Here is a 26,733-nt window from a genome sequence, read left to right on the forward strand (position 1 = left end):
GGACGCGTTCGTCGACACGTACGGCATCCGCCTGCGCGCCGACGGCTACGCGGGGACGCGCTCCCGGACCCGCTTGGCCAGATCCGCGGCGGCCGCACCCGGGTCGGAGGCCTCGGTCAGGGCGCGGACGACCACGATGCGGGTGGCTCCGGCGTCGAGGACCTCGTCGAGGTTGCCGGCGTCGATGCCGCCGATGGCGAACCAGGGCCGGGTCTGCGCCAGCGAGGCCGTGTAGCGGACCAGCCCGAGGCCGGGGGCGTACCGGCCGGGCTTGGTGGGGGTGGGCCAGCAGGGGCCGGTGCAGAAGTAGTCCACGCCCGGCTCGGCGACGGCGGCGTCGACCTCGGACTCGGCGTGGCAGGACCGGCCGATGAGCACGCCGCCGCCGAGGATCGCACGGGCGGCGGGCACGGGGATGTCGCCCTGGCCCAGGTGCAGGACGTCGGAGCCGATGGCGTGGGCGACGTCGGCGCGGTCGTTCACCGCGAGGAGCCTGCCGTGCCGGCGGGCGGCCTCGGCGAACACCTGGAGGTGCTCGAGCTCCTCGCCGGCCTCCATGCCCTTGTCGCGGAGCTGGACGATGTCCACGCCCCCGGCCAGGACCGCGTCGAGGAACTCGGGGAGGTCCCCCTGCCGCTTGCGGGCGTCCGTGCACAGGTAGAGCCGGGCGTCGGACAGCTGGGCGTTCGCGGACATGGGTACCCCCCGGGGTGGAAGCGGGGGGGGGGGGCGGCCCCGCGGGGGGGGGCCCCGGGGGGGGGGGGGGGGGGGGGGGCGGGGGGCGCGGGGGCCCCCGGGGGGGGGGGGGGGGCCGGGCCCGCCCGGGCCCCGCCCACCGCGGATGGATCAGGCGGCTCGGGTCGCTCGGTTCAGAGGGCGAGCGCCTGAGCGCGGCGCTTCACCTCCGTGCCGCGATTCTCGCTCAGCGCCTGGACGGGGGTGCCGGGCAGGGTCGGGTCGGCGGTGAACAGCCACTCCAGCATCTCCTCGTCGGAGAAGCCGTCGTCGCGGAGCACGGTCAGCAGGCCCGCGAGGCCCTTGACGGTCTTGTCGCCGTCGATGAAGGCGGCGGGCACCTGCAGCGCGCGGTTCTCACCGCGGCGTACGGCGATCAGCTGACCTTCCTTGACCAGCTGGCGGACCCGGGTCACTTCGATGTCGAGCATCTCCGCGATGTCGGGGAGGTACAGCCAGGCGGGGACAAGGGCATCGATCTTTGCGTCAATCTCGGTCACGAGCACAAGCCTGCCACCTCGGACCGACACCCGGTACCCGAGCCGACCCGTCCGGGTCTGCGGGCCCTGCCAGGAGTGTCCTAGACCAGGGCCGATTTCAGCGGGGTCGCGGGGTCGCGGACCTTGGCGGGGTCCACGGGGGCGCCCGTCTCGATCAGTTTCCGGCCCTGGGCCAGATCCCTCGGCCGGCCCACCGCCAGGACCGCGACCAGCGCTCCGGCCCGGAGCCAGCACACCGACCACGCCGCCTCGGCGGGATCCCCGCGCCACATCACCTCGTCCGCCTCCGCGTGGTGCCCCGCGTACTGCACGAAGCGCCCGAACTGCTCCGACCAGAAGTACGGCACCGGGTCGTAGACCTGCACCGGGGCCCCCGCCACGATGTTCGCCGCGACGACGCGCGGCCCTTGCAGGGCGTTGTCCCAGTGGTGCACCAGCAGCCGCGCCCCGTAGCGCGCCGACGGGAACGACGCGCAGTCGCCGACCGCGTACACCCCGGGCAGGGAGGTCCGCAGGTACGCGTCGGCCGTGACCGAGCCGTCCGGGCCGAGCCCGACCCCCGAGTCCGCCAGCCACCGGGTCGCCGGCCGGGCCCCGATGCCCACGACCACCGCGCCGGCCGGCAGCTCCCGGCCGTCCGCCAGCAGGACCCGCCCGGACTCCACCGAGGCCACCTTGGCGCCGGTCAGCAGGGCGGCCCCGGCCTCCTCGTACCAGCGAGCCATGGGGGCCGCGACATCCGGCGGCAGCGCCCCGGCCAGCACCCGGTCCGCCGCCTCGACGACGGTCACCGCGCAGCCCGCCTCGCGCGCCGCGGTGGCGAACTCGGCGCCGATCCAGCCCGCCCCGACGACCACGGTCGCCGGCGCCCGGGCCAGCACCGGGCGCAGCCGCGCCGCGTCGTCCAGGGTGCGCAGCAGGTGCACGCCCGGGACGCCCTCGGACCCGGGCAGGGTCAGCGGTTCGGCGCCGGTCGCCAGTACGAGCACCTCGTACGGGACCGGTCCCGCCTCGGTGTCCAGCTCGCGCTCGGCGGCCCGCAGCCCGGTGACCTCCACCCCGAGCCGGAGCTCGATGCCCAGCCCCTCGAAGTCCACGTCGAAGGCGGAGTCCTCGGCCTTGCCGAGCAGCACCGCCTTGGACAGCGGTGGCCGGTCGTAGGGCTGGTGGGGCTCGGCGCCCAGCAGGGTCACGGGGCCGCTCCAGCCCTGCTCCCGCAGCGCGACCGCGGTCTGCACCCCGGCCATTCCGGCGCCGACGATGACGACGCCGCTCTGTGTCTGTTCCGTCTGCTCGCTCACACCGCCCAGCCTAGCGATCTGACGCTTCGTCAGGGGCGGCGCCCGGGAAGCGGCCGGGGAGGCAGCCTTACCCGGCCCCGGCGCCGGGGTTAGTCTGGCCGTCGTACCTATCGCGGGAGTCCGGGCGCACCGGGCTGAGAGGGAGGCTGGACGGCCTCCGACCGTACGAACCTGATCCGGGTCATGCCGGCGAAGGGAGGGGCTGGACGCCCATGCACTCATCTCGGAAGGGATCCGCCGGAGGATCCGACGTCCTCGTCATCGGGGGCGGGATCATCGGCCTGGTCACCGCCTGGCGGGCGGCCCGGCGCGGGCTGCGGACCGCGCTCGCCGATCCGCAGCCCGGCGGCGGCGCCGCGCAGGTCGCGGCCGGCATGCTCGCCGCCGTCACCGAGCTGCACTACGGCGAGGAGACCCTGCTGGGTCTCAATCTCGCCTCCGCCGGCCGCTACCCGGAGTTCACCGCGGAGCTGGCCGAGGCCAGCGGCGGGATGGACATCGGCTACCGCGCCTGCGGCACGCTCTCCGTGGCCCTCGACGCCGACGACCGGCTCCACCTGCGCGAGCTGCACGCCCTGCAGCGGCGCTGCGGCCTGGAGTCCGAGTGGCTCACCGGCCGCGAGTGCCGCCGCCTGGAGCCGATGCTGGCCCCGGGCGTACGCGGCGGCCTGCGCGTGGACGGCGACCACCAGGTCGACCCGCGCCGGCTGGCGGCCGCCCTGCTGGCCGCCTGCGAGGGCGCCGGCGTGGAGATCCGCCGGGCGAACGCGGAGCGGCTGCTCACCACCGCCGACCGGGCCGTCGGCGCACTGCTCGACGACGGTACGGAGCTGCGCGCCGACCAGGTGGTGCTGGCCGCGGGCTCGCTCAGCGGCCGGCTGGCCGGCGTACCGGCGGACGTGCTGCCTCCCGTACGGCCGGTCAAGGGGCAGGTGCTGCGGCTCGCGGTGCCCGAGGCGTACGCGCCGTTCCTGTCGCGGACGGTACGGGCGGTCGTCCGCGGCAGCCACGTGTACCTGGTGCCGCGCGAGAACGGCGAGCTCGTCATCGGAGCCACCAGCGAGGAACTCGGCTGGGACACCACGGTCACCGCGGGCGGTGTGTACGAACTCCTGCGGGACGCGCACGAGTTGGTGCCCGGCATCACCGAACTGCCGTTGACCGAGACCCGGGCGGGACTGCGGCCCGGCTCCCCGGACAACGCCCCGCTGCTCGGCCCGACCGAACTGCCCGGCCTGCACCTGGCCACCGGGCACTACCGCAACGGGGTGCTGCTGACCCCGCTCACCGGCGACGTGATGGCGGAGCTGCTCACCACCGGCGCGCTCCCGCAGATCGCCCGCCCGTTCACCCCGCGCCGCTTCAGCGCCGCACGTCAGGAGTCGTACGCATGACCATCTCCGTCAACGGCGAGCCGCGCGAGGTCGCGGCCGGCACCACCCTCGACGCGGTGGTCGCCATCCTGACCGCGGCCCCGTCCGGCGTCGCGGCCGCACTCAACGAGACGGTGGTCCCGCGCGGACAGTGGCCGCTCACGCCGGTGGGCGAGGGCGACCGGGTCGAGATCCTCACCGCCGTGCAGGGAGGCTGAGCGCGATGGCGGACGACGCTTTCGTCCTGGGCGGCCGGACCTTCTCGTCCCGCCTGATCATGGGGACGGGCGGGGCACCGAGCCTGGACGTCCTGGAACGGGCGCTGATCGCGTCCGGTACGGAGCTCACGACGGTGGCGATGCGCCGGCTGGACCCGACGGTCCAGGGCTCGGTCCTGTCGGTGCTGACGAAGCTGGGCATCTCCGTGCTCCCCAACACGGCGGGGTGCTTCACGGCGGGCGAGGCGGTGCTGACGGCCCGCCTCGCGCGGGAGGCGCTGGGCACCGACTGGATCAAGCTCGAGGTCGTGGCCGACGAGCGGACCCTGCTGCCGGACGGCGTGGAGCTGCTGGACGCGGCGGAGACCCTGGTGGACGAGGGCTTCACGGTCCTCCCGTACACGAACGACGACCCGGTGCTGGCGCGCAAGCTGGAGGACGTGGGCTGTGCGGCGATCATGCCGCTGGGGTCGCCGATCGGCTCGGGGATGGGCATCCGGAACCCGCACAACTTCGAGCTGATCGCGGAGCGGGCGGGGGTTCCGGTGATCCTGGACGCGGGGGCCGGCACGGCGTCGGACGTGGCCCTGGCGATGGAGCTGGGCTGCTCGGCGGTGATGCTGGCCTCGGCGGTGACCCGGGCGCAGGCTCCGGTCCTGATGGCGGCGGCCATGCGCGACGCGGTTTCGGCGGGCCGGCTGGCCCATCGCGCGGGCCGCATCCCCCAGCGCCGCTTCGCGGAGGCCTCCTCCCCGGCCGAGGGCCGCGCCGCCCTCGACCCGGAGCGCCCGGCGTTCTGAGGGGGGCGGGGGTACGGGGCTCATGGCGCGGGCCCGCCATCTCCCCCTCGCCCCCCCGGGGCGGGTCGGCGGCTGCCCACCCGCCCCCTTGTCTGCGGACCGGCGGGCCGGTGAGCCGCACCCTCCTGGACCGGATCAGAGAGGGTTCGGGGGCTTCCCGTCAGTCCCATCGTCCTTCCGTGTCGTGCCGGCCCGTCAAGGGCGCTCCTTCGTCGCGTCGCTGCGCGATGGCCTCCGGCCACCCTTGACAGACCGTCCCGCCCCGGAAAGACAAGGACTGCCGGGAAACCCCCAAAGGACGGTCAGGGGGGCAGGACCCACAGAAGCGGGCACCCCAGGGAAGCGACGACCTGTCTGCGGGCCGGCTGACCATGCATCTGGGTCGCTGCGCCTGCAATACAGGCCGAGGGCGACGGCACCCGCATGAAACGGCGACCAGATCGTCCTGCGGAGCACCGAAGCGCAACAGATCGCTACGCGCTCCTCATCTCTCAGCGTCCGCAGGCCGTCCGGGGTCGATAGCCAGTGCCTCCTCGGATACGCGTGAGCTGACTCGGCACATCCGGGACACCAGCAACCGCTGCCACGGGTCCACAGAAGTTGTGCCAGAGCCCGAGAAACGACAGCACCCCGCAGGCGGGGCTACGCAGTGGAGCGCCATTCCCCTTCGAGGCTGCTGAAGATCATGGAGTCTCGCCAACCGTCGCGGAGCAGCGCCGTGTCTCGCAGGCGTCCCTCATGCGTCATACCGATCTTGGACAGCACGCGGGAGGAGCCGAGATTCCTCGGGTCGCAGGTGGCGTGGATCCGATGGAGCCCCAGCTCGCCGAACCCGTGCGCGAGCAGCTGCCGGCCTATTTCCGTGCCGATGCCCTGCCCCCATACCCGGGGATGCACGATGTATGAGATCTCGCCCTGGCGCTGCTTATGGCTGCGGACATGCAGCTCACCCATGCCCACCACGTCCCGCCCGACGCGGGCGACGTAGGGGAACCGGCGCTGAGGGGTACCCGACCAGGCCTTGACCGCAGAGTCCACGAAGTCCTGCGTCTGGACCTCTGTGTTCGGCCCCCAGGACTGATAGCGGCACACCTCCGGGAGGCACGCCCACGAGTGAACGGCCGGCCAGTCCTCCAAAACGATCTTGTCCAAGGTTACCGAGTGCTGACTCATAGGGCGATCATGAACGGGGCGCCGCGCGAAGATCAAGATCAGGGAGCCCGTCACGCTTCACTGACGGCCATGCGGGCAGGAAGGTCCGGTGCTGGCAGTTCTCGTGAACACTGCAAGGCACTCCCTGGCCGAGTGCGCCTCCCCAACCGACGTCGAATTGCTGCTCCTTCTCGTGGACAGAGCCAAGGAGCCGATGCCGCACGTATGCGTACTGCTCAGCCATCGGTCGACTCTCCCCCGCTGACGGCGCCAGGAGCGGCTTGTGCCCGACCCGCGACGGCCCATGGCCGCTTGGCCGGGCGAAGCGCGTAGCGATCTGCCGCGCCCGGGGCTCTGGCCGGTGCCCTGGTCACGGTTTCGTGCGGTGTGGCCTCCCCTTGGCCCGGAATGCGACCGGAATAGGCCGAATGTCAGGCCGGGCTGAGCGGAGACCGCGCGCACAGCCCTGAGGTGCCCGCTTCTGTGGGTCCTGCCCCCCTGACCGTCCTTTGGGGGTTTCCCGGCAGTCCTTGTCTTTCCGGGGCGGGACGGTCTGTCAAGGGTGGCCGGAGGCCATCGCGCAGCGACGCGACGAAGGAGCGCCCTTGACGGGCCGGCACGACACGGAAGGACGATGGGACTGACGGGAAGCCCCCGAACCCTCTCTGATCCGGTCCAGGAGGGTGCGGCTCACCGGCCCGCCGGTCCGCAGACAAGGGGGCGGGTGGGCAGCCGCCGACCCGCCCCGGGGGGGCGAGGGGGAGATGGCGGGCCCGCGCCATGAGCCCCGTACATCCCCTCCATGTCACGGCTACGCTGCAAGCGTGGACACCCCGGACCGCCCAAACGCACCGGCTCGTAGAATCGCCGGGTGGATACGACCCTGGACGACCCCCTAGTCGGGCAGACACTCGACGGCCGCTACCGCGTCGACTCCCGCATCGCGGCCGGCGGCATGGCCACGGTCTACCGGGCCGTCGACACCCGCCTCGACCGCGTGCTCGCGCTGAAGGTGATGCACCCGGCGCTCGCCGCCGACGGCGGCTTCGTCGACCGGTTCATCCGTGAGGCCAAGTCCGTGGCCCGCCTCGCGCACCCCAACGTCGTCGCCGTCTTCGACCAGGGCACCGACGGGCCGTACACGTACCTCGCCATGGAGTACGTCTCGGGCTGCACCCTGCGCGACGTGCTGCGCGAGCGCGGCGCGCTCCAGCCCCGCGCCGCCCTCGACATCCTCGAGCCCGTCCTGGCCGCGCTCGGCGCCGCCCACCGGGCCGGTTTCGTGCACCGCGACATGAAGCCCGAGAACGTCCTGATCGGCGACGACGGCCGGGTCAAGGTGGCGGACTTCGGGCTGGTCCGGTCCGTCGACTCGGTCACCAGCACCACCGGCTCCGTCCTCGGCACCGTCTCCTACCTCGCCCCCGAGCAGATAGAGAGCGGCAGCGGCGACACCCGCGTGGACGTCTACGCCTGCGGTGTCGTCCTGTACGAGATGCTCACCGGTTCCAAGCCGCACTCCGGCGCCACCGCCGCCCAGGTGCTCTACCAGCACCTCCACGAGGACGTGCCGCCCCCGTCGGCCGCCGTCCCGGGGCTGCCCGCCATCCTGGACCAGCTCGTCTCTTACGCCGCGGCCCGCGATCCGGAGCTGCGGCCCTCCGACGCCGCCGCCCTGCTCGGGCTGGCCCTCGACGCCCGCGCGCTGCTCAGCGACGCCGAGCTGGACGCCGTGCCGCCGCAGGCGCGGGCCGAGGCGCGCAGCGCCACCGAGGACCGCACCAGCGTGATCCCCCGGCCCGTCGCGGCGCAGCCGCCCGTGAACCTCACGTCCCGGCTGGAGAGCCCGGACCGTCCGGAGCCGGCACCGGTCCGGGCGGCGGCGCCGCCGCGGCGGCGGCGGCCACGGCGCGGCACGCTGCTCGTGATCGCCGGAGTGCTGCTCGCGCTCGGCCTGGGCACCGGGGTCTGGTACATCAACGCCGGCCAGTTCACGAAGGTCCCCAACCTGCTCGGGAAGACCGAGGCGCAGGCCAAGTCCGAACTGTCCGCGGCCGGCCTCGGCGTGAAGCGGATCGACCGGAAGTTCAGCGACGCCTTCGACCGCGGGACGGTGATGAACTCCGACCCGGCGAGCGGCAAGCGCATCCGCGGCAACGGCGTGGTGGTGCTCACGATCTCGCGCGGCCCGGAGGTCGTCGTCGTACCCGATGTGAAGGGCAGGCCGCTGGAGGACGCGAAGGCCGAGCTGACCAAGAGCGGTCTGGCGCCGGGTCTGGTCACGCAGGCGTTCAGCCAGGACGTCGCGCAGGGTTCGGTGATCTCCACCGACCCGACGGGCGGGCAGAAGCGCTCTCCGGACACGGCGGTCGCGATCCTGGTCAGCAAGGGCCGGCCGGTGCAGGTGCCGAACGTGGCCGGGCGGCCCCTCGACCAGGCGCGGGCCACCCTCCAGGACGCCGGCCTCAAGGTCGAGACGGCCGCCGAGCAGGTCAACTCGCCGTTCCCGGCCGGTACGGTCGCCAACCAGTCGGTCGGCGCCGGAGCACAGGCCTCGAGCGGTGACACGGTGACGCTCACCGTCTCCAAGGGCCCCCGGCAGATCCCGGTGCCGAACGTGACCGGCCAGGAGGCGGACGTGGCCCGCAGGACGCTGGAGGCGGCCGGTTTCAAGGTGAAGGTGGAGCGTCCGCTCATCTCCTTCAGCAACACGGTGGACGCCCAGTCGGTGCCGGGCGGCCAGAACGCCCCCGAGGGCAGCACGATCGTCCTGCGGACCAAGGGGCTGTAGCAGCAGTGGATCGAAGGGGTATGGACGGGGCCGTGCGCAATCCCGTGGGCGGGCACGTCCCCGTCGCCGGCGGGCTCGCCTCGGTGGGGCTGGCGTACGCGCGGGAGATGGGTGCGGAGGCCGTCCAGGTCTTCGTGGCCAATCCCCGCGGCTGGGCCACCCCGGTCGGGAACCCGGCGCAGGACGAGCTGTTCCGGGCCGGGTGCGCGGCCGGCTCGATCCCGGCGTACGTGCACGCGCCGTACCTGATCAACTTCGGCTCGCACACCGCGGCGACCGTGGAGAGGTCGGTGGAGTCGCTGCGGCACTCGCTGCGCCGCGGCCGGGAGATCGGTGCGCTCGGGGTGGTCGTCCACACCGGCTCGGCGACCGGAGGGCGCCCGCGCGAGGCGGCGTACGCGCAGGTCAGGGAGTACATGCTGCCGCTGCTGGACGAGCTGGTGCACGACGACGACCCGTTCCTGCTGCTGGAGTCCACGGCCGGGCAGGGTTCCTCGCTGTGCTCGCGGACCTGGGACTTCGGGCCGTACTTCGAGGCTCTGGAGCACCACCCGAAGCTCGGGATCTGCCTGGACACCTGCCACGTCTTCGCCGCGGGGCACGATCTGGCGGAGCCGGGCGGTGCCAAGCAGACGCTGGACCTGCTGGTGGACACGGTGGGCGAGGGGCGGCTGAAGCTGATCCACGCCAACGACTCCAAGGAGGGCGTCGGCGCCCACAAGGACCGCCACGCCAACATCGGGCAGGGCCACATCGGCCGGGACGCCTTCGCCGATCTGTTCACGCACCCCGCGACGGAGGGTGTCCCGCTGATCATCGAGACCCCGGGCGGCAAGGAAGGGCACGCGGCGGACGTGGCGCTGCTGAAGGAGCTCCGCGAGCTCCACTGATCCGTTGAGGAATACCCCTGGGGGGTATACGGTTCTGCTATCCGCAGGACCGTAATCCGGCGTTCCCAGGGGGTTCCGATGGAGCACGCGCACGCACACCACGAGCACGACGCGCACCACCAGCACCACCAGCAGCACCCCGACAGCGGCCACGGCGGCCACGGCGGCCACGGCGGCCACGGCACCGGCCACGGCGGGGCGAGCTGGGCCGCGGCTGCCAGGGCCACCCTCCACTGCCTCACCGGCTGCGCCATCGGCGAAGTACTCGGCATGGTCATCGGCACGGCACTGGGCTGGGGAAACGTCCCGACGATGATCGTGGCGATCGTCCTGGCGTTCTTCTTCGGCTACGCGCTCACCCTGCGCGGGATCCTCGCCGCCGGCGTCGAACTGCGTACGGCCATCCGGGTGGCGTTGGCGGCGGACACTCTTTCGATCGCCGTCATGGAGCTGATCGACAACGGCGTGATCGTGCTGTGGCCGGGAGCGATGGACGCGCACCTCGCGGACGCGCTGTTCTGGATCGTGCTGGCGATCTCGCTCGCGCTCGCGTTCGTCGTCACGACCCCGGTCAACAAGTGGCTGATCGGCCGCGGCAAGGGCCACGCTGTCGTGCACCGGTACCACCACTGAGGGCGGGCTCCCCGGCCGGGCATGCCACGGCCTACAGCTCGGGGCCGTCCCCCGGCTCCTCCTGGTACGAGTAGCGCTGCTCGCGCCAGGCGTCGCCGATGTTGTGGTAGCCGCGCTCCTCCCAGAAGCCGCGGCGGTCGGCGGTCATGTACTCGACGCCTCGGACCCACTTCGGGCCCTTCCAGGCGTACAGGTGCGGGACCACGAGCCGCACCGGGAAACCGTGCTCGGCGGTGAGCAGTTCACCGCCCTCGTGGGTGGCGAAGACGGTCCGGTCGGAGGCGAAGTCGGCCAGTCGCAGATTGGAGCTGAAGCCGTACTCGGCCCACACCATCACGTGCGTGACCTGCGGCGACGGTGGCGCCAGGGCGAGGATGTCGCGAGCGAGGACCCCGCCCCATTCGGCACCCTGCATGCTGAACTTCGTCACGCAGTGCAGGTCCGCCACGACCGACCGGAACGGCAGGGCCGTGAATTCCTCGTGGTTCCAGCAGTGCTTCTCACCGTCGGCGGTGGCTCCGAAGACGCGGAACTCCCAGCGGTCCGGCTTGAACTTGGGGACCGGGCCGTAGTGGGTGACCGGCCAGCCGCGCTGCAACCGCTGCCCCGGTGGAAGCTCCAGCTGCTCTACTCCCGGAGATTCCCGGCTTTCCGGCTGACCCATGCCTCCATGGTGACAGACGTGGTGGGGTGGTCACGACCAGGTATGCCCTATGCGGGCAAGTCATGGCAACTCACACTAAGGAGGCACTTACTGGACGGCCCCCTGCGGCGGTGCAAGGATGCGCGCACTCCCCCAGTCACGGCTGGGAGGTACCCCCAGACCCGTCACGCAGCTGACATTGCCTGGAAGGAGCCTCTGCGATGCAGGGCGACCCCGAGGTCCTCGAGTTTCTGAACGAGCAGTTGACCGGCGAGCTCACGGCGATCAACCAGTACTGGCTCCACTACCGGATCCAGGACAACAAGGGTTGGACCAAGCTCGCGAACTACACCCGCGCCGAGTCCATCGACGAGATGAAGCACGCGGACAAGCTCACCGAGCGCATCCTCATGCTGGACGGACTGCCGAACTACCAGCGGCTCTTCCACGTGCGGGTCGGCCAGACGCTGACGGAGATGTTCCAGGCGGACCGGCAGGTCGAGGTCGAGGCCATCGACCGCCTCAAGCGCGGGATCGAGGTGATGCGCGGCAAGGGCGACGTGACCTCGGCGCGCCTCTTCGAGGAGATCCTGGGAGACGAGGAGCACCACATCGACTACCTCGACACCCAGCTGGAGCTCATCGAGAGCATCGGGGAGCCGCTCTACATCGCGCAGCTGATCGAGCAGCCGGAGAGCTGAGCCGCAGCGAGACCCTGCGGGCCCACGCCTTACGCGGCTTCGACGAGCTCCGGGTCGGCGGCGAGCACGGCTGCCGCGTTGCCCTTCTCCAGCAGCTCCCGGCGCGGGCAGGCCCCGCGGCCCAGGATGCCCTGGATGGTGCGGACGCAGGATCCGCAGTCGGTGCCGGCCTTGGTGACCGAGGCTATCTGGCGGGGGGTGCAGGCCCCGGCGGCCGCGTGCTCCTTGACCTGCTTGTCGGTGACCCCGAAGCAAGAGCAGACGTACACGCGGTTCACCTCCCTGACAGGAATGGTTTCTGCAGCCATCCCCTATTCGGTGAGGCTTACCTAACCGTACCCAAAGTGAGGCTCACCCAAAAGCCCTGGCGACGACTGTGGGGCACGGATCACATCGATCCGTGCCCCACAGTCGTGCGTTTCTACTTACTGATCGCGCTCACTGGTCGCGGTACATCTCGGCGACCAGGAAGGCCAGGTCCAGGGACTGGCTGCGGTTGAGCCGCGGGTCACAGGCCGTCTCGTAGCGCTGGTGCAGGTCGTCGACGAAGATCTCGTCGCCGCCGCCCACGCACTCGGTGACGTCGTCACCGGTGAGCTCGACGTGGATGCCGCCCGGGTGCGTGCCCAGGCCCTTGTGGACCTCGAAGAAGCCCTTGACCTCGTCGAGCACGTCGTCGAAGCGGCGCGTCTTGTGGCCGGAGGCCGCCTCGAAGGTGTTGCCGTGCATCGGGTCGGTGACCCAGGCGACCGTCGCGCCCGAGGCCGTGACCTTCTCGACCAGCTCGGGGAGCTTGTCGCGGACCTTGTCGGCGCCCATGCGGACGACGAAGGTCAGCCGGCCCGGCTCGCGGTCGGGGTCCAGGCGGTCGATGTACGTCAGCGCCTCGTCCACCGTGGTGGTCGGGCCGAGCTTGATGCCGATCGGGTTGGCGATCTGCGAGCAGAACTCGATGTGCGCGTGGTCCAGCTGGCGCGTGCGCTCACCGATCCAGACCATGTGGCCGGAGGTGTCGTACAGCTTGCCGGTACGCGAGTCGGTGCGGGTCAGTGCGCCCTCGTAGTCGAGCAGCAGCGCCTCGTGGGAGGCGTAGAACTCGACGGCCTTGAACTCGGCCGGGTCGGTGCCGCACGCCTTCATGAAGTTCAGCGCGTTGTCGATCTCCCGCGCGAGCTGCTCGTAGCGCTGCCCGGACGGGGAGGACTTCACGAAGTCCTGGTTCCAGGCGTGCACCTGGCGCAGGTCGGCGTAACCACCGGTGGTGAAGGCGCGCACCAGGTTCAGCGTCGACGCGGACGCGTGGTACATGCGCTTCAGCCGCTCGGGGTCCGGGATCCGGGCCTCTTCGGTGAAGGCGAAGCCGTTGACGGAGTCGCCGCGGTAGGTCGGCAGGGTGACGCCGTCGCGGGTCTCGGTGTCCTTGGAGCGCGGCTTGGAGTACTGGCCCGCGATGCGGCCGACCTTGACGACGGGCACGGAGGCCGCGTACGTCAGGACGGCGCTCATCTGCAGCAGCGTCTTCAGCTTGGCGCGGATGTGGTCGGCGGACACGGCGTCGAAGGCCTCGGCGCAGTCGCCGCCCTGCAGCAGGAACGCCTCGCCCTTGGCGACGGCTCCCAGACGGGCGCGCAGCTGGTCGCACTCGCCCGCGAAAACGAGCGGAGGATACGACTCGAGGTCCGCGACGACAGCGCGCAGTGCCTCGGCATCGGGGTACGAAGGCTGCTGCGCCGCGGGAAGGTCTCGCCAGGTCGCCTTGGCGGCGGGGGCTTGGGTTTCAGCGTTCACGGTCACCTCGTACACATTACGGCGTCTTGCGTCACGTCCAGCCCGCTGCCCACTGGGTGAGACGGGTGTCTCTGCGGGTGCGGGTGGGCTATCGTCGGCGGCATGTACGCGCTCTCGAACCAGAACTGGTGGTGGCCCGCTTCCGGCGGCCCACCACTCGCGCGTACCCACTGACACGCACGACGCGAAGGCCGCCCGAGGGGCGGCCTTCGGTGCTTTCCGGGCCCGGCCGCTCCTCTTCACCCCGCCGATGGAGAAGGACGCCCGCCCATGGACACCAGCCGCCTTGAACCCAGCCGCCTGCTCGAGCTGCTCGACGGCTCCTGCCCCCCGTTCGCCCTGCTGCGCCGGCGGACCCCCGGCCGCGACCACGACACCGTCGAGGTGCTGATCGGCCCGGTCCACGAGGCCGGGCGCCTCGCCGAGCTGCCCGTACGGGAGCTGCCCACCCTCGCCCTCGTCCCGTTCCGGCAGATCCGCGAGCGCGGGTTCGACGTGCGCGACGACGGCACGCCGCTGAGCGTGCTGGCCGCCGAGGAGGCCTACGAGGTCCCCCTCGCGGAGGCGCTGGCCGCGCTGCCGGACCACCCGGTGCGGGTCGGGGGCGGCGGCTTCGACGTGCCCGACGAGGAGTACGCGGCGACCGTCGAACGGGTGATCCGGGACGAGATCGGCCGGGGTGAGGGCGCGAACTTCGTCATCCGGCGCACGTACGAGGGCCGGATCGACGGCTTCGGGCGGGCCGACGCGCTCGCACTGTTCCGGCGGCTGCTGCTGGGCGAGCGGGGTGCGTACTGGACGTACGTCGTGCACACGGGGGACCGGACGCTGGTCGGGGCCAGCCCCGAGGTGCACGTGCGGATGTCCGGCGGCACGGTCGTGATGAATCCGATCAGCGGCACCTACCGCTATCCGGCCGGGGGCCCGACGGCCGAGTCCCTCCTCGCCTTCCTCGGCGACCGCAAGGAGACCGAGGAGCTCTCCATGGTCGTGGACGAGGAGCTGAAGATGATGTGCACGGTCGGCGACCGGGGCGGGGTCGTCGTCGGCCCGCGGCTGAAGGAGATGGCGCACCTCGCGCACACCGAGTACGAGCTGCGCGGCCGGTCCTCGCTGGACGTACGGGAGGTGCTGCGCGAGACGATGTTCGCGGCGACGGTGACCGGGTCTCCGGTGCAGAACGCCTGCCGGGTGATCGAGCGGTACGAGGCCGGCGGGCGCGGCTACTACGCCGGCGCCCTGGCCCTGCTGGGCGTGGACGCGTCCGGGTCCCAGACGCTGGACTCCCCGATCCTGATCCGGACCGCGGACATCGCGGCGGACGGCACGCTGCGGGTGCCGGTGGGCGCCACGCTGGTGCGGCACTCGGACCCGGCGGGCGAGGTGGCGGAGACGCACGCGAAGGCGGCCGGGGTGCTGGCGGCGCTCGGGGTCCGCCCGGCGGCCCCGCGGCCGGCGTTCGGGGCGAGCGGCCTCGCGGCCGACCCCCGGGTCCAGGCGGCCCTGGCAGAACGCCGCCAGGACCTGGCGCCGTTCTGGCTCCGGATGCAGGACCAGCCCCCGGCCCGGGTCGGCCACGCCCTGGTGGTGGACGGCGAGGACACCTTCACGGCGATGCTGGCCCATGTGCTGCGGGTGACGGGGCTGGAGGTGACGGTACGCCGCTACGACGAACCCCGGCTGCGGGAGACGGCCCTGTCCTGGACCGGCCCGGTCGTCCTCGGCCCGGGGCCGGGGAACCCGGCGGACGCGGCCGACCCGAAGATGCGGATGCTGCGCGGGCTGGCCGGCGAACTGCTGGCCGGGCACCGCCACGGCCTGCTCGGGGTCTGCCTGGGGCACGAACTGCTGGCGGCGGAACTGGGCCTGCCGCTGATCCGCAAGGCGGAGCCGGCGCAGGGGGCGCAGACGCGGATCGACTTCTTCGGGAGGGAGGAGGTGGTGGGCTTCTACAACACGTACACGGCGCACTGCCCCGACGAGCACGCCGCCCGCCTGGCGGAGCGGGGCGTGGAGGTCTCCCGCGACCCGGCGACGGGCGAGGTCCACGCCCTGCGGGCCCCCGCCTTCGCCGGGGTCCAGTTCCACCCGGAGTCCGTCCTGACCCTGAACGGCCCGGCCCTGCTCCGCGACCTCCTGCTCGGCATGGCACCGGCCGCGGTCTAGGTGTGTCGTCCCGGCCGCCCGGCGTGGCGGCTCCGCGCGGCGGGGTCGTTACGCCGGGGTCGGCTTGCCGGGTTTGCCGCGGCGGGCCGTGACGCTCCGGACCAGCTGCCAGGTCAGGATCGGGCCCAGCACCGCCAGGCCGGTGAGGAGCGCCGGGAGGTTCCCGAAGGCCAGCGCCAGCGACACCGGGACGCCCACCGCCGGGTCCGCGAAGGCCAGCCACGGGTCCACCCGCTCCCCCGGCCGGGAGCGGAGCGCGGGCCGCAGGGCCCGTACGGCGTACACGAACTGTGCAGCGGCGGCGGCCAGCAAGAGCCAGCGGGCCGCGGAAGGTATGTCCACAGGGGCGAATCTAGGTCCTGTGACCGCGCCGCGCGCATGATCGCGGTCTGAACTCGGGGCGAACTCGCGTCACTCGGGGACCAGCGTGTTCTGCGACCTCCGCCCCGCCAGGTAGTCCGCCACGTTCCGCACCGTCGTCTCGATGATCTGGCCCACCGCGTCGTGCGTGTAGTACGCCTGGTGCGAGGTGACCACCACGTTCGGGAACGTGATCAGGCGGGCCAGGGTGTCGTCCTCGACGGCTTCCAGGGACTTGTCCAGGAAGAACAGCCCGGCCTCCGCCTCGTACACGTCCAGCCCGACCCCCTCGAACCGCCCCGCCCGCAGCTGGGACACCAGCGCCTCCGAGTCGATCAGCCCGCCCCGGCTGGAGTTCACCAGGATCGCGTCGTCCTTCATCATCCGCAGCGCCGCCGCGTCGATGATGTGGTGCGTCGCCTCCAGCAGCGGCACGTGCAGGCTGACCAGGTCCGCGGACGTGAGCAGTTCCTCCTTGTCCACGTACTTCATGCCGAGTTCCACGCACGCCGGGTTCTGCACGACGTCCCAGCCCAGCAGGTTCATGCCGAAGCCGTGGGCGATCCGGGTGAACGCCTCGCCGATCTTGCCGGTGCCGAGCACGCCCACGGTGCGGCCCCGCATGTCGCGGCCCATCAGCCCGTTCAGCCGGAAGTCGAAATCCCGCGTCCGGTTCGACGCCCGGACGATCCGCCGGTTCACCGCCATCGCCAGGGTCCAGGCGAACTCGGCGACGGAGTAGGGGGAGTAGTACGAGACCCGGCTCACGGTCATCCCGAGCTGCCGGGCGACGCCCAGGTCGATGTTGTTGAAACCGGTGGAACGCTGGGCGATCATCTTCGTCCCGCCCCCGGCCAGGGTGCGCAGCACCCGCCCGCCCAGGTCCGCGTTCACGCTCGACGAGACGATCTCGTACCCGGCCGCGATGGGGGCGGTGTCCTCGGTGAGGAACACGTCCAGGCAGCGCACCTCGTGGTGCCCCGCGGCCGCGAACGCCTTCTCGATCAGCGGCTGCTCGTCCCCCTGCACGCCGAATGCCAGGATTTCCACGTTCGCTCCCGTGCTGTGCAAAACCAAACGGACCATGGTCGTTTCGGCACCTTACGTCCGACAACGGCCATGGTCCGTCCACCCACTCCGGCTCAGCCGAAGAACACCCCGACCTCCTCGTACAGCGCCGGGTCCACCGTCTTCAGCTTCGCCGTCGCGTCCGCGATCGGCACCCGCACGATGTCCGTCCCCTTCAGCGCGACCATCTTCCCGAAGTCACCGTCGTGCACGGCGTCGATCGCGTGCAGCCCGAACCGCGTCGCCAGCCACCGGTCGAACGCGCTCGGCGTGCCCCCGCGCTGGATGTGCCCGAGCACCGTGGTCCGGGCCTCCTTGCCCGTCCGCGCCTCGATCTCCTTGGCCAGCCACTCCCCCACGCCCGACAGCCGGACGTGCCCGAACGAGTCGGTGGTGGCGTCCTTCAGCACCATCTCCCCGTCCTTGGGCATGGCGCCCTCCGCGACCACCACGATCGGCGCGTAGCTCGCCTTGAACCGGGAGGTCACCCATGCGCACACCTGGTCCACGTCGAAGCGCTGCTCCGGGATGAGGATGACGTTGGCGCCGCCCGCCAGCCCCGAGTGCAGGGCGATCCAGCCGGCGTGCCGGCCCATCACCTCGACGACCAGCACCCGCATGTGCGACTCGGCCGTGGTGTGCAGCCGGTCGATGGCCTCCGTGGCGATGCCCACCGCCGTGTCGAAGCCGAAGGTGTAGTCCGTGGCCGACAGGTCGTTGTCGATGGTCTTCGGGACGCCGACGCACGGGATGCCGTACTCCCCGTACAGCTTGGCGGCCACCCCCAGGGTGTCCTCGCCGCCGATCGCGACGAGGGCCTCGACCTCGTACTTCGCGAGGTTCTCCTTGATCTGCCGGACCCCGTTCTCCTGCTTGAACGGGTTGGTCCGCGAGGAGCCGAGGATGGTGCCGCCGCGCGGCAGGATGCCGCGGACGGCGGAGATGCCGAGCGGGACGGTGTCCCCCTCGACCGCGCCGCGCCAGCCGTCCTTGAAGCCGATGAACTCGCACGCGTACTCCTGGACGCCCTTGCGGACGACGGCGCGGATGACCGCGTTGAGCCCGGGGCAGTCTCCGCCGCCCGTCAGCACTCCGACCTTCATGGAACTTCCCTTCGCCACAGGGCCCACTGAGCCCGCATGACGGCCACGCTAGTGGTGACTCAGGTCACAGCAAGGGCCCGTGAAGGGTCAATTCCGGTGGAATTACGAGGCGTTGCGTCCCCCCGTTCACTCGTACGAGGACGTAAGTACGACGTACGACACCGTGCGCGTCCCCCGTTACGCGTCGTCGAGGCCGCGCTCTATCGCGTACCGGACGAGCTCCACCCGGTTGTGCAGCTGGAGCTTGCCCAGCGTGTTCTGCACGTGGTTCTGCACCGTGCGGTGCGAGATGACGAGGCGCTCCGCGATCTGCTTGTACGAGAGCCCCTTGGCCACCAGCCGCAGCACCTCGGTCTCCCGGTCGGTCAGTTGCGGGGCCTTGGGCTCGTCGGGGGCGGCGGGCGCCGGGTCGGTGGCCAGGCGCCGGTACTCGCCGAGCACCAGGCCGGCCAGGCCCGGGGTGAACACAGGGTCGCCGGCCGCGGTGCGGCGGACCGCGTCGATCAGCTCCTGGGCGCCCGCGGACTTGAGCAGGTAGCCGGTGGCGCCGGACTTCACGGCCTCCAGGACATCGGCGTGCTCACCGCTGGCGGACAGGACCAGGACGCGCAGCGCGGGGTTGGCGCCGACGAGCTCCTTGCAGACCTGCACCCCGGGCATGCCCGGCAGGTTGAGGTCGAGGACCAGGACGTGCGGGGCGGCGGGCACGGCCCGGCGGACCGCCTCGGGGCCGTCTCCGGCCGTGGCGACCACGTCGAAGCCCGCGGCGGCCAGGTCGCGGGCGACCGCGTCCCGCCACATCGGATGGTCGTCCACGACCATCACCTTGATCGCGCCGAGTCCGTCGGGCTCGTGCGGCTCCCTGGACGCTTCGGTCTGGCTCACTGGGTTCTCCCCCTCGGTACTTTCAGTTCCACTTCGGTGCCCTGCCCCGGGACGGACACCAGCTCGGCGCTGCCGCCGAGGTCCCGCAGCCGGCCGCGGATGGACAGGGCCACGCCCATCCGGCCCTCGCCCTCGGCCTGGTCGAGCCGGCCCGCCGGGATGCCCGGGCCGTCGTCGCGGACGGTCACGATCACCTCGTCGCCCCAGTCCTCGACCAGGATCCAGGCCCTGGCCCCGTCCCCGGCGTGCTTGCGCACGTTGTCGAGGGCGGCGCCGACCGCGGCGGCCAGCTCCTTCGCCGCGGGCACCGGCAGCAGCACCGGGGTCCCCGGCTCGGCGAAGCTGACCCGGGATCCGGCGTGCGGGGCGAGGAGGGTCCGCAGATCCAGCTCGCCCTCGTCGGCGCCGGGCTCGTCCACCTCGTACGCGTCCACCAGCGCGCCGAGCGACTCGTCGCGGCTGATCCGGGAGGCGGGCACCAGCCCGCTGGAGACCAGGGTGCGCAGCGCCACCTCCTGCTCCCCGGCCATCCGGCCGAGCTCGGCGGCCTCGCCGCCCAGCTCGGTGCCGCGCCGCTGGACCATGGCGAGGACCTGGAGGACCCCGTCGTGGATGTCGCGGGCGAGGCGCTCGCGTTCGCGGGTGGCGGCCTCGATCTCCAGGGCGCGGGCGAGGGTGGCCTCACTGGCCCGGGCGACCTCGACGACGTACCCGATGGCGATGGAGGCGACCCAGACCAGCAGCACGTTGTGCAGGGTGTCGCGGGTGGGATTGCCGCCGTGGACCAGGACGTTGGCCGCGGCCACGAAGGTGGAGGCGAATCCCGCCCAGCGCCAGCCGCCCTTGATCGCGAAGGCGAGGACGGAGCCCGCCGTCCAGATGCTGGGGAGGGTGGGGCCGCCCCCGGCGATGCGCTCGTACGTGTCCGCGACCGGGGTGAGCAGGATCCCGACGAGGGCGACGGTGAGGTCGGCCCCGAGGAACCGCTTGGTGCAGCTGACGGCGTTCGCCACCTTGCGGTGGGTGGCCACGGTCCAGACGGCGAGCACGGCGAGGTAGCCGGCCGCGACCCAGGGACGGTCGAAGTCCTTGTACGCCGAGGCGAACAGCAGGGCCGCGTAGACCATGGTGAGCAGCCGGTACGCGGTCAGGGCGCGCCACAGCGGCTGCTCGACCGACATGCGCACGACACGTTCGCGTTTCGCCATCTCCCCCACCCCCGTGCGGGCGGTGCCGCCCGTTCTGCCCGCCCTGCCCCGCTACTCGGCGCTCTTGCCGGCGTTCTTCTCGGCGGCGGCCCTGGCGGCCTTCTCGGCCTTCTCGGCGTCCGCGATCTGGCGCTTGGCGGCCGTCGCGTAGATGTCGACGTACTCCTGGCCGGACAGCTTCATGATCTCGTACATGACCTCGTCGGTCACCGAGCGCAGGATGAAGCGGTCGCTGTCCATGCCCTGGTAGCGGCTGAAGTCCAGCGGCTTGCCGATCCGGATGCCCGGGCGCATCAGCTTCGGGACGACCTTGCCGGGCGGCTGGATCTTCTCCGTGTCGATCATCGCCACGGGGATCACCGGCGCACCGGTGGCCAGGGCCACCCGGGCGAGCCCGCCGGGCTTGCCGCGGTAGAGGCGGCCGTCGGGTGAACGCGTCCCCTCGGGGTAGATACCGAACAGCTCCCCGCGCTCGATGACCTCGATGCCGCTCTTGATCGCGGCCTCGCCCGCACCGCGCGCACCGGAGCGGTCCACCGGGAGCTGGCCGACGCCCTTGAAGAAGGCGGCCGTCAGCTTGCCCTTGACGCCCGGGGAGGTGAAGTACTCCGCCTTCGCGATGAAGGTGACCTTCCGGTCCAGCACGGCCGGCAGGAAGAAGGAGTCGGAGAACGACAGGTGGTTGCTCGCGAGGATCGCCGGCCCCTCGGCGGGAATGTTCTCGAGGCCCTCCACCCACGGCCTGAAGGCGAGCTTCAGGGAACCCCCGATGGAGAACTTCATTGCGCCGTAGATCAACTCGAAAGCCTTCCTGTGTCTGTCGAACAGACCATATCCCCTGGCTCGTGCGTGAGCGGTCGACGACCCTGGTCGGTGTCATCCCCGTCGCGTACGGTGAAGTCACACAGCGCTACGCACCCCCCACCCGTCGAAGGAGACCCTGGTGCCCGTCCTCCCTGGAGCTGAGCCCTTCCGCCACGAGGGCGGAGAGGTCGGCGTCCTCCTCTGCCACGGCTTCACCGGTTCCCCGCAGTCGCTGCGCCCGTGGGCCGAGTACCTCGCCGGGCAGGGCCTGACGGTGTCGCTGCCGCTGCTGCCCGGGCACGGGACGCGGTGGCAGGACATGCAGCTCACGGGCTGGCAGGACTGGTACGCGGAGGTCGACCGCGCGCTGCGGGAGCTGCTGGACCGGTGCACGCAGGTGTTCGTCTTCGGCCTGTCCATGGGCGGGGCGCTGAGCCTGCGGCTGGCGGCGAAGCACGGTGACGCGATCCGGGGGCTGGTGCTCGTCAACCCGGCCAACAAGGTGCACGACCCGCTGGCCGTCGCCCTCCCGGTGGCCAAGCACTTCATCCGCTCGACCCCGGGCATCGCGAGCGACATCGCGAAGCCGGGCTCGGACGAGGTCGGGTACGACCGGGTCCCGACCCGGGCCGCGCACTCGCTGCGGAAGTTCCTGCAGATGCTGGACACCGAACTGCCGCAGGTGACGCAGCCGGTGCTGCTGCTGCACAGCCCGCAGGACCATGTCGTACCGCCGGTCGACTCGGCGCGGATCCTCGCGCGGATCTCCTCGACGGACGTCACCGAGACGCTGCTGGAACAGAGCTACCACGTTGCGACGTTGGACTACGACGCGGAGCAGATCTTCGCGGACAGTTATGCGTTCGTCGGGCGGCTCGCGGAGAGCGTCGGCAGGGAGGGGGCGGCCAGCGGTGGCTGAGCACGAGGAGTCCCCGGGGGGTGTCCCCCCGCTGGACGAGGAGGCGGCCTGGGCGGCGATCGTCGCCGGGTACGGGCAGGAGCCGCCGGACCCGCCGGGGTCGAGGCCGTTCCGGCCGATCGAGAACCTGATGCTCCCGGAGGACGACGTGGAGCCGGCTCCGGAGCCTCCTGCGGACAAGGAACCCCCGGCCCCGGCGCTGGGCAGCTCCGTGGTGTTCGCCCCGGGCGTGGGGGTGGGCGTGAGCGGCACCGGGCCCGGGACCGGGCCCCGGGACCACACTCCGGCGGAGCCGGACGAGAAGGACGAGGGCCACTTCGTCCCGCCGGAGCCGGAGCTCCCGCCCGCGGACACGACGGCGAAGTTCGCGTGGCTGGCGGTGGTGGGCGGGCCGGTGCTGCTGCTGGTCGCCGTGCTGCTGCAGTGGGACATGACCTGGTGGCTCACGACACTGGGCATCGGCGGCTTCCTCGGCGGCTTCGCCACGCTGGTGGCCCGGATGTCGCAGGGCGACGACGAGGACGACGACCCGGGCCGCGGCGCGGTGGTGTAGGGCTCGGCCCGGGCCCTCCCCCAGACTCCGTCCGGGGGTACCCCCACGCCTCAGCCGCCGGCGGGGCCGGGTTTCCCGGCCGGGAGGCGGAGGGTGGCCAGGACCGGGAGGTGGTCCGTGGCCGCCTGGAGGTCGTCGTTCGTGATACCCGGCAGAGCGGTGGGGACGCCGCAGGTCAGGACCTCCACGCCCGGCGTCGCGAAGATCGCGTCGATCCGCCTCGGCGGACCGGAGCGGACGAAGGTGTGCTCGCCGCCCCAGGGGGACACCGTCCAGCAGTCCTGGAGGGCGGTGGAGAGGCGGCGGAACGCCGGGCCCGACGGCGTCTCGTTGATGTCGCCCGCCGCGATGGCGTACGGGGCATCGGTGGAGGCGAGACGGTCCAGGAGGAGCTCGGCCTGCGCCCGGCGTTCCGCCCCGTCCAGCGACAGGTGCGCGCTCAGCACCGCCACCCGCGCGGCCCCGAACCGGACCACCGCGGTGGCGAAGCCCCGCCGGTGCAGGCCCGGTGTGAGGGGCAGGAGTACGTCCTGCGTCCGCTCCACGAAGGCGCGCAGCGAGCACAGGAGGAGCGGGCCCGCGGCCGTGGCGCCGCCGCTCAGCACCACCAGGTCCGTCTTCGCGGCCAGCCGCGCCGCGTGCTTGCGCCAGCGGAAGAACCTCGGCGCCTCCTGGACGAACACCAGGTCGGGGGCGCACGCGCGGATCACCCTGGCCAGTGCCTCCTCGTCGTCCCGCATCGAGCGGATGTTGTAGCTGAGGGCGCGGATCACCGCGGAACCGTCGGGTTCCGTCACAGAGTTCGGCAGCATGGACGGCAACATAGCCAGACTGCCCGCCGTGCCACAGAGGGCGCGGCGGGCAGTTCGGACAACGGACGGGGTCAGCCCTGGCGGGCCAGGTCCGCCGCGCCGACGAGACCGGCCTTGCCGCCCAGCTGCGCGGCCAGCACCTGCGCGTGGGGGCGCCACGCGCCGCCGACCAGCCAGCGCTTGAAGGACTTGCGGATCGGGTCGAGGACGAGGTCGCCCTCGTCGGAGACACCGCCGCCGACGATGAACGCCGACGGGTCGAACAGGGACGCCAGGTCCGCCAGACCTGCGCCCGCCCAGCGGGCCAGCTCGCGGAACGCGTCGATGGCCACCAGGTCACCGGCCCGCGCGGCCTCGCTGATGTGCTTGCCCTCGATGCCGTCGGCGGTGCCGTCGCCGAGCGCGAGCAGGGCCACCGCGTTCTCGGGGGTGGCGTTGGCGCGCTGCTTCGCGTACCGGACGAGCGCGCGCCCGGAGGCGTACTGCTCCCAGCAGCCCTGGCTCCCGCACCCGCACAGCAGGCCGTCCGGGACCACCCGGATGTGCCCGAACTCGGCCGCCACACCGAAGCGTCCGCGGCGCAGCTTGTTGCCGATGATGATGCCGCCGCCCAGGCCCGTGCCGAGCGTGATGCAGATGACGTCGTCGTGGCCCTGGCCGGCGCCGAAGCGGTACTCGCCCCAGGCGGCGCAGTTCGCGTCGTTCTCGACGACGACCGGCAGGCCGATGCGCTGCTCGACCTTGTCCTTGAGCGGCTCGTGCCGCCAGTTGATGTTCGGCGCGAAGAGTACGGTCGCGCGCTTGTCGTCCACGTATCCGGCGGCGCCGATGCCGACGGCCTCGATGGTGTGGTTGCTGCTGACTTCGGACACTGCGGCGCAGATCGCGTCCGTCACCCCGTCCGCGGTCGGCGGGGTGGGCACCTTGTACGTCTCAAGGATGGTGCCCTCTTCGTCGACCACGCCGGCCGCGATCTTCGTGCCGCCGATGTCGACGCCGATGGTGAGTCCCATTAGTCCCTCGGTTTCCGGTCAAACCCCGCCACGGCCAACCGTACCCGAGCGCGGCCGCGTGTCAGTCGAGATCGATCCGCTGCGTCGGACCGCTCCCGCCCTCGTCGCGCGGGTCGGAACCGTCACCGGAGGGACGGTCCGCGGGAGCGCCGGGGGCGGGCTCGTCGCGGGTCCAGCGGCGCTCGTGGCCCTCGACGGCCGAGCGGTACGCGGCGAGCAGCTCGGAGCCGGCGGCCGCGAGGTGGTCGAAGACCTCGGGGTTGCGCTCGACGACGGGCTTGGCGGCGGCCTTCGCCTGGTTGACGAACTGGCGTACCGCGCCCTGGGCCGCGGCGCCGAGCAGCGGGTTGTTGAGCCCGGAGACCTTGTCGGCGACGGCCTCGAACAGCTTGAAGAGCTCCTCGGCGGCGGTCCCGGTGCCGGCGTCGGTGCCGCCCTGCCGGGCCCGGCGGCGCTCCTGCTCGGCGGCGAGGTCCTCGGCGCAGGCCTTGGCCCAGGCGTCGTCGTCGGTGGGACGGTCGGTGGCCTCGCTCATGGCGGACTCTCCTGCGGCAGCTGCTGGGCGTGCGGTACGTACTACCTCCGACGTTACCCGAACGGGGGTACCCGGTTCAGGGCCTGCGGGGCCAGAGCCCCGGGTCCGGCGTGAAGCGGATGCGGAGCTCCCCGTCGGCGAGGGCGGCGCCGGAGACCGTGCAGCGGCGCAGCGCCGAGGGCAGCGGAACGATCCTGCGGTACGGGCCGGCCGCGAGCAGCAGCTCGTCGCCGCGCCGGACCAGGTCGAGGTCGCGCTTGTGGGCGCCGGGCAGCGGCACCACCCAGACGAGTACCCCGTCCTCGGCGAGGCGGTCCTCGACCACCCAGGCCGTACGCTCCCGGGCCGTGTCGGCGGCCTCCCCGGAGGCCGCCGGAACGAGCGCCTGCGCCCCGGTGAGCCGTGCCAGGTCCTCCGGCCCCTGGGGGTCCCGCCCCAGGTGCCCCAGCGGCAGCACGGGCGTGTCCTTCGGCGACCCGGCCCCGGCCCACTGGGCGGCGTACTTCTCCTGCTGGGCGGCGAGTCCGGCCAGCCAGGGGTCGGGCGAGTCCTGCGGCACCATCCGGTTGGCGACGATCCCGGCGACCGGCAGCTGCTCGAGGGCGAGGCCGAGCAGCCCGGTCCGCAGCGCGGCGTCGGCGCCCGGTCCCGGCTCGGCGACCACCCGCAGCGAGGTGGCGGCGGCCTCCACGACGGCCTGGACGGCCGCGAGCTCCTCGTCCCAGCGCGCGGCGGCCTCGTACAGCCACTGCGCGGGCATGGGTACGCCGGCCAGCTGGGCCAGTACGGGCCGCAGGGCGCGGGCCGCCTGCCGCTCGGCCGGGAGCAGCCGGGCCAGGTAGCGGCGCAGCTGGGCGGGGAGGGCGAGGGCGGCCACGGTCTGGTGGAGCGGGGGCATGTCGACGACGACGAGGTCGGTGCCGGGTGCGGCGGCGGCCCCGCGCAGGGCGCGCAGCAGGGCGAACTGCTCGGCGCCGGGCAGCTCGGTGAGCTCCTCGGCCCCGAGCGGGCGGGCCCCGACCATGCCGAGCAGGGCGGATCCGCGCTCCTGGAGGGCGACGAGCTCCGCGCGGAACTCCTCGCCGGAGTCCACGCGGGCCGCGAGGACTCCGCCGGCGGGTACGGCCGTCAGCCCGGGCGCGGCTTCGACGGGGTTCCCCGTGGGCTCCCCGAGCAGTGCGGGCAGGGGGTCCGCGGGGTCACCGGAGAGCAGCAGCACCCGCTGCCCGGCCCGCGCGGCGGCGACGGCGGTGGCCGCGGCCACGGTGGTGCGGCCGGCCCCGCCGGGGCCGGTGATCAGCAGGATGCGCATGGGTCAGGCCGATTCGACGCGCTTCTTCAGGCCGGCCAGGGCGCGGTCGATGATGACCTTCTCGGCCTTGCGCTTGATCATGCCGAGCATCGGGATCTTGACGTCCACGGTCAGCTGGTAGGTGACCTCGGTGCGCTTGCCGCCCTCCAGCGGGGCGAGCCGGTACGAGCCGTCGAGCTGGCGCAGCATCTGCGACTTGTCCAGGGTCCAGCTGACCTCGTCCGTACCCTTCCAGGTGTAGGCGAGGGTGTGGTCGTCCTTGATCGCGCCCGCGTCCAGCAGCAGCCGGACCTTTTCGGCGCGGCCCTCGGCGTCGGTGGCCAGTACCTCGGCCTCCTTCACCTCGCCGGTCCACTCGGGGTAGCGGGCGAAGTCGGCGATCACGGCCATCACGTCGGCCGGCGCCGCCTCGATCGTGATGCTCGAGCTGGTGTGTTCGGCCATGGCGGTCGCCCCTCCAGGGATTGTTC

The 26,733-nt window shown here is 72.5% G+C and carries 28 protein-coding genes and 1 riboswitch; of the genes, 10 read left to right on the plus strand and 18 right to left on the minus strand.

Annotation, left to right across the window (positions count from 1 at the left end; translation table 11 throughout):
• Window positions 1-45: 45 nt before the first annotated feature.
• From thiE to ACFYXK_RS01530, 3 genes are all read right to left on the minus strand, one after another.
• Window positions 46-696 (minus strand): thiamine phosphate synthase, encoded by a 651-nt coding sequence (gene thiE / locus ACFYXK_RS01520; RefSeq protein WP_389409311.1) that lies wholly within the window; start codon window positions 694-696, stop codon window positions 46-48.
• Window positions 697-869: 173 nt separating this feature from the next.
• Window positions 870-1,235, minus strand: a complete 366-nt coding sequence (locus ACFYXK_RS01525; RefSeq protein ID WP_030291860.1) for an Rv2175c family DNA-binding protein — start codon at window positions 1,233-1,235, stop codon at window positions 870-872.
• A gap of 80 nt (window positions 1,236-1,315) precedes the next feature.
• Window positions 1,316-2,536, minus strand: coding sequence for an NAD(P)/FAD-dependent oxidoreductase (locus ACFYXK_RS01530; protein WP_389409312.1), 1,221 nt, complete (start codon window positions 2,534-2,536; stop codon window positions 1,316-1,318).
• A gap of 102 nt (window positions 2,537-2,638) precedes the next feature.
• Window positions 2,639-2,751: riboswitch (TPP riboswitch) on the plus strand.
• On the opposite strand from ACFYXK_RS01530, the gene thiO reads away from it, so the two are divergent.
• The 3 genes from thiO (at window position 2,749) to ACFYXK_RS01545 (ending at window position 4,927) form a co-directional block, all read left to right on the plus strand.
• Complete coding sequence (gene thiO / locus ACFYXK_RS01535) at window positions 2,749-3,930, plus strand: glycine oxidase ThiO (RefSeq protein ID WP_389409313.1); 1,182 nt, start codon at window positions 2,749-2,751, stop codon at window positions 3,928-3,930. (Overlaps the previous riboswitch by 3 nt.)
• Complete coding sequence (gene thiS / locus ACFYXK_RS01540; RefSeq protein WP_053785183.1) at window positions 3,927-4,127, plus strand: sulfur carrier protein ThiS; 201 nt, start codon at window positions 3,927-3,929, stop codon at window positions 4,125-4,127. Before thiO ends, thiS begins: the two co-directional genes overlap by 4 nt.
• 5 nt (window positions 4,128-4,132) lie before the next feature.
• A complete protein-coding gene (locus ACFYXK_RS01545) occupies window positions 4,133-4,927 on the plus strand; it encodes a thiazole synthase (RefSeq protein ID WP_389409314.1) in 795 nt (264 codons plus the stop codon).
• A 642-nt stretch (window positions 4,928-5,569) separates the two neighbouring features.
• On the opposite strand, the gene ACFYXK_RS01550 is transcribed toward ACFYXK_RS01545, so the two are convergent.
• On the minus strand, window positions 5,570-6,100 hold the full coding sequence (locus ACFYXK_RS01550) for a GNAT family N-acetyltransferase (RefSeq protein ID WP_389409315.1): 531 nt from the start codon (window positions 6,098-6,100) through the stop codon (window positions 5,570-5,572).
• An 850-nt stretch (window positions 6,101-6,950) separates the two neighbouring features.
• Between ACFYXK_RS01550 and pknB the strand changes: the two genes are divergently transcribed.
• The 3 genes from pknB to ACFYXK_RS01565 all read left to right on the plus strand — a co-directional run bounded on the left by pknB (window position 6,951) and on the right by ACFYXK_RS01565 (window position 10,393).
• Window positions 6,951-8,870 (plus strand): Stk1 family PASTA domain-containing Ser/Thr kinase, encoded by a 1,920-nt coding sequence (gene pknB, locus ACFYXK_RS01555; RefSeq protein ID WP_389409316.1) that lies wholly within the window; start codon window positions 6,951-6,953, stop codon window positions 8,868-8,870.
• Between the two features lie 20 nt (window positions 8,871-8,890).
• Window positions 8,891-9,760, plus strand: a complete 870-nt coding sequence (locus ACFYXK_RS01560) for a deoxyribonuclease IV (RefSeq protein WP_389409317.1) — start codon at window positions 8,891-8,893, stop codon at window positions 9,758-9,760.
• 78 nt (window positions 9,761-9,838) lie between these two features.
• Window positions 9,839-10,393 carry a DUF4396 domain-containing protein gene (locus ACFYXK_RS01565; protein WP_389409318.1) on the plus strand — a complete coding sequence of 185 codons (555 nt, stop codon included), beginning with the start codon at window positions 9,839-9,841 and terminating at the stop codon, window positions 10,391-10,393.
• Between the two features lie 31 nt (window positions 10,394-10,424).
• Here ACFYXK_RS01565 and ACFYXK_RS01570 read toward each other — a convergent pair whose 3' ends face one another.
• Window positions 10,425-11,057 carry a sulfite oxidase-like oxidoreductase gene (locus ACFYXK_RS01570; protein ID WP_389409319.1) on the minus strand — a complete coding sequence of 211 codons (633 nt, stop codon included), beginning with the start codon at window positions 11,055-11,057 and terminating at the stop codon, window positions 10,425-10,427.
• Between the two features lie 200 nt (window positions 11,058-11,257).
• On the opposite strand from ACFYXK_RS01570, the gene bfr reads away from it, so the two are divergent.
• Complete coding sequence (gene bfr / locus ACFYXK_RS01575; RefSeq protein ID WP_383508081.1) at window positions 11,258-11,737, plus strand: bacterioferritin; 480 nt, start codon at window positions 11,258-11,260, stop codon at window positions 11,735-11,737.
• A gap of 29 nt (window positions 11,738-11,766) precedes the next feature.
• Here the strand turns inward: bfr and ACFYXK_RS01580 are convergent, their stop codons facing one another.
• Window positions 11,767-12,006: a bacterioferritin-associated ferredoxin gene (locus ACFYXK_RS01580; RefSeq protein WP_389409320.1), complete on the minus strand. Its 240-nt coding sequence runs from the start codon at window positions 12,004-12,006 to the stop codon at window positions 11,767-11,769.
• A 169-nt stretch (window positions 12,007-12,175) separates the two neighbouring features.
• A complete protein-coding gene (locus ACFYXK_RS01585) occupies window positions 12,176-13,540 on the minus strand; it encodes a class II 3-deoxy-7-phosphoheptulonate synthase (RefSeq protein ID WP_389409321.1) in 1,365 nt (454 codons plus the stop codon).
• Between the two features lie 255 nt (window positions 13,541-13,795).
• Here ACFYXK_RS01585 and ACFYXK_RS01590 point away from each other — a divergent pair, with 255 nt between their 5' ends.
• A complete protein-coding gene (locus ACFYXK_RS01590; protein WP_389409322.1) occupies window positions 13,796-15,691 on the plus strand; it encodes an anthranilate synthase family protein in 1,896 nt (631 codons plus the stop codon).
• Window positions 15,692-15,739: 48 nt separating this feature from the next.
• On the opposite strand, the gene ACFYXK_RS01595 is transcribed toward ACFYXK_RS01590, so the two are convergent.
• The 6 genes from ACFYXK_RS01595 to ACFYXK_RS01620 form a co-directional block, all read right to left on the minus strand.
• Window positions 15,740-16,033, minus strand: coding sequence for a hypothetical protein (locus ACFYXK_RS01595; protein WP_389409323.1), 294 nt, complete (start codon window positions 16,031-16,033; stop codon window positions 15,740-15,742).
• Between the two features lie 69 nt (window positions 16,034-16,102).
• The gene (locus ACFYXK_RS01600) at window positions 16,103-17,101 is read right to left on the minus strand and encodes a 2-hydroxyacid dehydrogenase (protein WP_389409324.1); all 999 of its coding nucleotides are present in this window, start codon (window positions 17,099-17,101) and stop codon (window positions 16,103-16,105) included.
• A 92-nt stretch (window positions 17,102-17,193) separates the two neighbouring features.
• Window positions 17,194-18,222, minus strand: a complete 1,029-nt coding sequence (locus ACFYXK_RS01605; RefSeq protein ID WP_389409325.1) for a 6-phosphofructokinase — start codon at window positions 18,220-18,222, stop codon at window positions 17,194-17,196.
• 177 nt (window positions 18,223-18,399) lie between these two features.
• Window positions 18,400-19,044 (minus strand): response regulator transcription factor, encoded by a 645-nt coding sequence (locus tag ACFYXK_RS01610; protein WP_048480546.1) that lies wholly within the window; start codon window positions 19,042-19,044, stop codon window positions 18,400-18,402.
• 59 nt (window positions 19,045-19,103) lie between these two features.
• Entirely contained in the window at window positions 19,104-20,315 is a 1,212-nt protein-coding gene (macS, locus tag ACFYXK_RS01615) for a MacS family sensor histidine kinase (RefSeq protein ID WP_389409326.1), read from the minus strand.
• 51 nt (window positions 20,316-20,366) lie between these two features.
• Complete coding sequence (locus ACFYXK_RS01620) at window positions 20,367-21,098, minus strand: 1-acyl-sn-glycerol-3-phosphate acyltransferase (protein ID WP_053785173.1); 732 nt, start codon at window positions 21,096-21,098, stop codon at window positions 20,367-20,369.
• Between the two features lie 160 nt (window positions 21,099-21,258).
• On the opposite strand from ACFYXK_RS01620, the gene ACFYXK_RS01625 reads away from it, so the two are divergent.
• Together ACFYXK_RS01625 and ACFYXK_RS01630 are read left to right on the plus strand one after the other, a co-directional pair.
• Window positions 21,259-22,038 (plus strand): alpha/beta hydrolase, encoded by a 780-nt coding sequence (locus ACFYXK_RS01625; protein WP_383508064.1) that lies wholly within the window; start codon window positions 21,259-21,261, stop codon window positions 22,036-22,038.
• The gene (locus tag ACFYXK_RS01630; RefSeq protein ID WP_389409327.1) at window positions 22,031-22,591 is read left to right on the plus strand and encodes a hypothetical protein; all 561 of its coding nucleotides are present in this window, start codon (window positions 22,031-22,033) and stop codon (window positions 22,589-22,591) included. The genes ACFYXK_RS01625 and ACFYXK_RS01630 overlap by 8 nt, the downstream gene beginning before the upstream one ends.
• Before the next feature lie 50 nt (window positions 22,592-22,641).
• Here the strand turns inward: ACFYXK_RS01630 and ACFYXK_RS01635 are convergent, their stop codons facing one another.
• From ACFYXK_RS01635 to ACFYXK_RS01655, 5 genes are all read right to left on the minus strand, one after another.
• On the minus strand, window positions 22,642-23,415 hold the full coding sequence (locus ACFYXK_RS01635) for an endonuclease/exonuclease/phosphatase family protein (RefSeq protein ID WP_389409328.1): 774 nt from the start codon (window positions 23,413-23,415) through the stop codon (window positions 22,642-22,644).
• Window positions 23,416-23,474: 59 nt separating this feature from the next.
• Window positions 23,475-24,416, minus strand: coding sequence for an ROK family glucokinase (locus ACFYXK_RS01640; protein WP_389409329.1), 942 nt, complete (start codon window positions 24,414-24,416; stop codon window positions 23,475-23,477).
• A gap of 61 nt (window positions 24,417-24,477) precedes the next feature.
• A complete protein-coding gene (locus ACFYXK_RS01645; protein ID WP_389409330.1) occupies window positions 24,478-24,951 on the minus strand; it encodes a DUF5304 domain-containing protein in 474 nt (157 codons plus the stop codon).
• 76 nt (window positions 24,952-25,027) lie between these two features.
• On the minus strand, window positions 25,028-26,263 hold the full coding sequence (locus tag ACFYXK_RS01650) for an ArsA family ATPase (RefSeq protein WP_389409331.1): 1,236 nt from the start codon (window positions 26,261-26,263) through the stop codon (window positions 25,028-25,030).
• A gap of 3 nt (window positions 26,264-26,266) precedes the next feature.
• Window positions 26,267-26,707, minus strand: a complete 441-nt coding sequence (locus tag ACFYXK_RS01655; protein ID WP_383508046.1) for an SRPBCC family protein — start codon at window positions 26,705-26,707, stop codon at window positions 26,267-26,269.
• Window positions 26,708-26,733 lie beyond the last annotated feature (26 nt).

Origin of the sequence: Streptomyces sp. NPDC002209, from assembly GCF_042890265.1 — a bacterium.
Classification (GTDB): domain Bacteria; phylum Actinomycetota; class Actinomycetes; order Streptomycetales; family Streptomycetaceae; genus Streptomyces.

Bases quoted from the DNA above. Each gene is read 5' to 3' on its own strand.
- ACFYXK_RS01590 (WP_389409322.1), top strand. From the start codon at position 13,796: ATGGACACCAGCCGCCTTGAACCCAGCCGCCTGCTCGAGCTGCTCGAC.
- ACFYXK_RS01560 (WP_389409317.1), top strand. From the start codon at position 8,891: ATGGACGGGGCCGTGCGCAATCCCGTGGGCGGGCACGTCCCCGTCGCC.
- ACFYXK_RS01635 (WP_389409328.1), bottom strand. From the start codon at position 23,415: ATGTTGCCGTCCATGCTGCCGAACTCTGTGACGGAACCCGACGGTTCC.
- ACFYXK_RS01640 (WP_389409329.1), bottom strand. From the start codon at position 24,416: ATGGGACTCACCATCGGCGTCGACATCGGCGGCACGAAGATCGCGGCC.
- ACFYXK_RS01605 (WP_389409325.1), bottom strand. From the start codon at position 18,222: ATGAAGGTCGGAGTGCTGACGGGCGGCGGAGACTGCCCCGGGCTCAAC.
- ACFYXK_RS01650 (WP_389409331.1), bottom strand. From the start codon at position 26,263: ATGCGCATCCTGCTGATCACCGGCCCCGGCGGGGCCGGCCGCACCACC.
- ACFYXK_RS01545 (WP_389409314.1), top strand. From the start codon at position 4,133: ATGGCGGACGACGCTTTCGTCCTGGGCGGCCGGACCTTCTCGTCCCGC.
- ACFYXK_RS01570 (WP_389409319.1), bottom strand. From the start codon at position 11,057: ATGGGTCAGCCGGAAAGCCGGGAATCTCCGGGAGTAGAGCAGCTGGAG.
- bfr (WP_383508081.1), top strand. From the start codon at position 11,258: ATGCAGGGCGACCCCGAGGTCCTCGAGTTTCTGAACGAGCAGTTGACC.
- ACFYXK_RS01565 (WP_389409318.1), top strand. From the start codon at position 9,839: ATGGAGCACGCGCACGCACACCACGAGCACGACGCGCACCACCAGCAC.
- ACFYXK_RS01620 (WP_053785173.1), bottom strand. From the start codon at position 21,098: ATGAAGTTCTCCATCGGGGGTTCCCTGAAGCTCGCCTTCAGGCCGTGG.
- macS (WP_389409326.1), bottom strand. From the start codon at position 20,315: ATGGCGAAACGCGAACGTGTCGTGCGCATGTCGGTCGAGCAGCCGCTG.
- thiS (WP_053785183.1), top strand. From the start codon at position 3,927: ATGACCATCTCCGTCAACGGCGAGCCGCGCGAGGTCGCGGCCGGCACC.
- ACFYXK_RS01610 (WP_048480546.1), bottom strand. From the start codon at position 19,044: ATGGTCGTGGACGACCATCCGATGTGGCGGGACGCGGTCGCCCGCGAC.
- ACFYXK_RS01550 (WP_389409315.1), bottom strand. From the start codon at position 6,100: ATGAGTCAGCACTCGGTAACCTTGGACAAGATCGTTTTGGAGGACTGG.
- thiO (WP_389409313.1), top strand. From the start codon at position 2,749: ATGCACTCATCTCGGAAGGGATCCGCCGGAGGATCCGACGTCCTCGTC.
- thiE (WP_389409311.1), bottom strand. From the start codon at position 696: ATGTCCGCGAACGCCCAGCTGTCCGACGCCCGGCTCTACCTGTGCACG.
- ACFYXK_RS01655 (WP_383508046.1), bottom strand. From the start codon at position 26,707: ATGGCCGAACACACCAGCTCGAGCATCACGATCGAGGCGGCGCCGGCC.
- ACFYXK_RS01645 (WP_389409330.1), bottom strand. From the start codon at position 24,951: ATGAGCGAGGCCACCGACCGTCCCACCGACGACGACGCCTGGGCCAAG.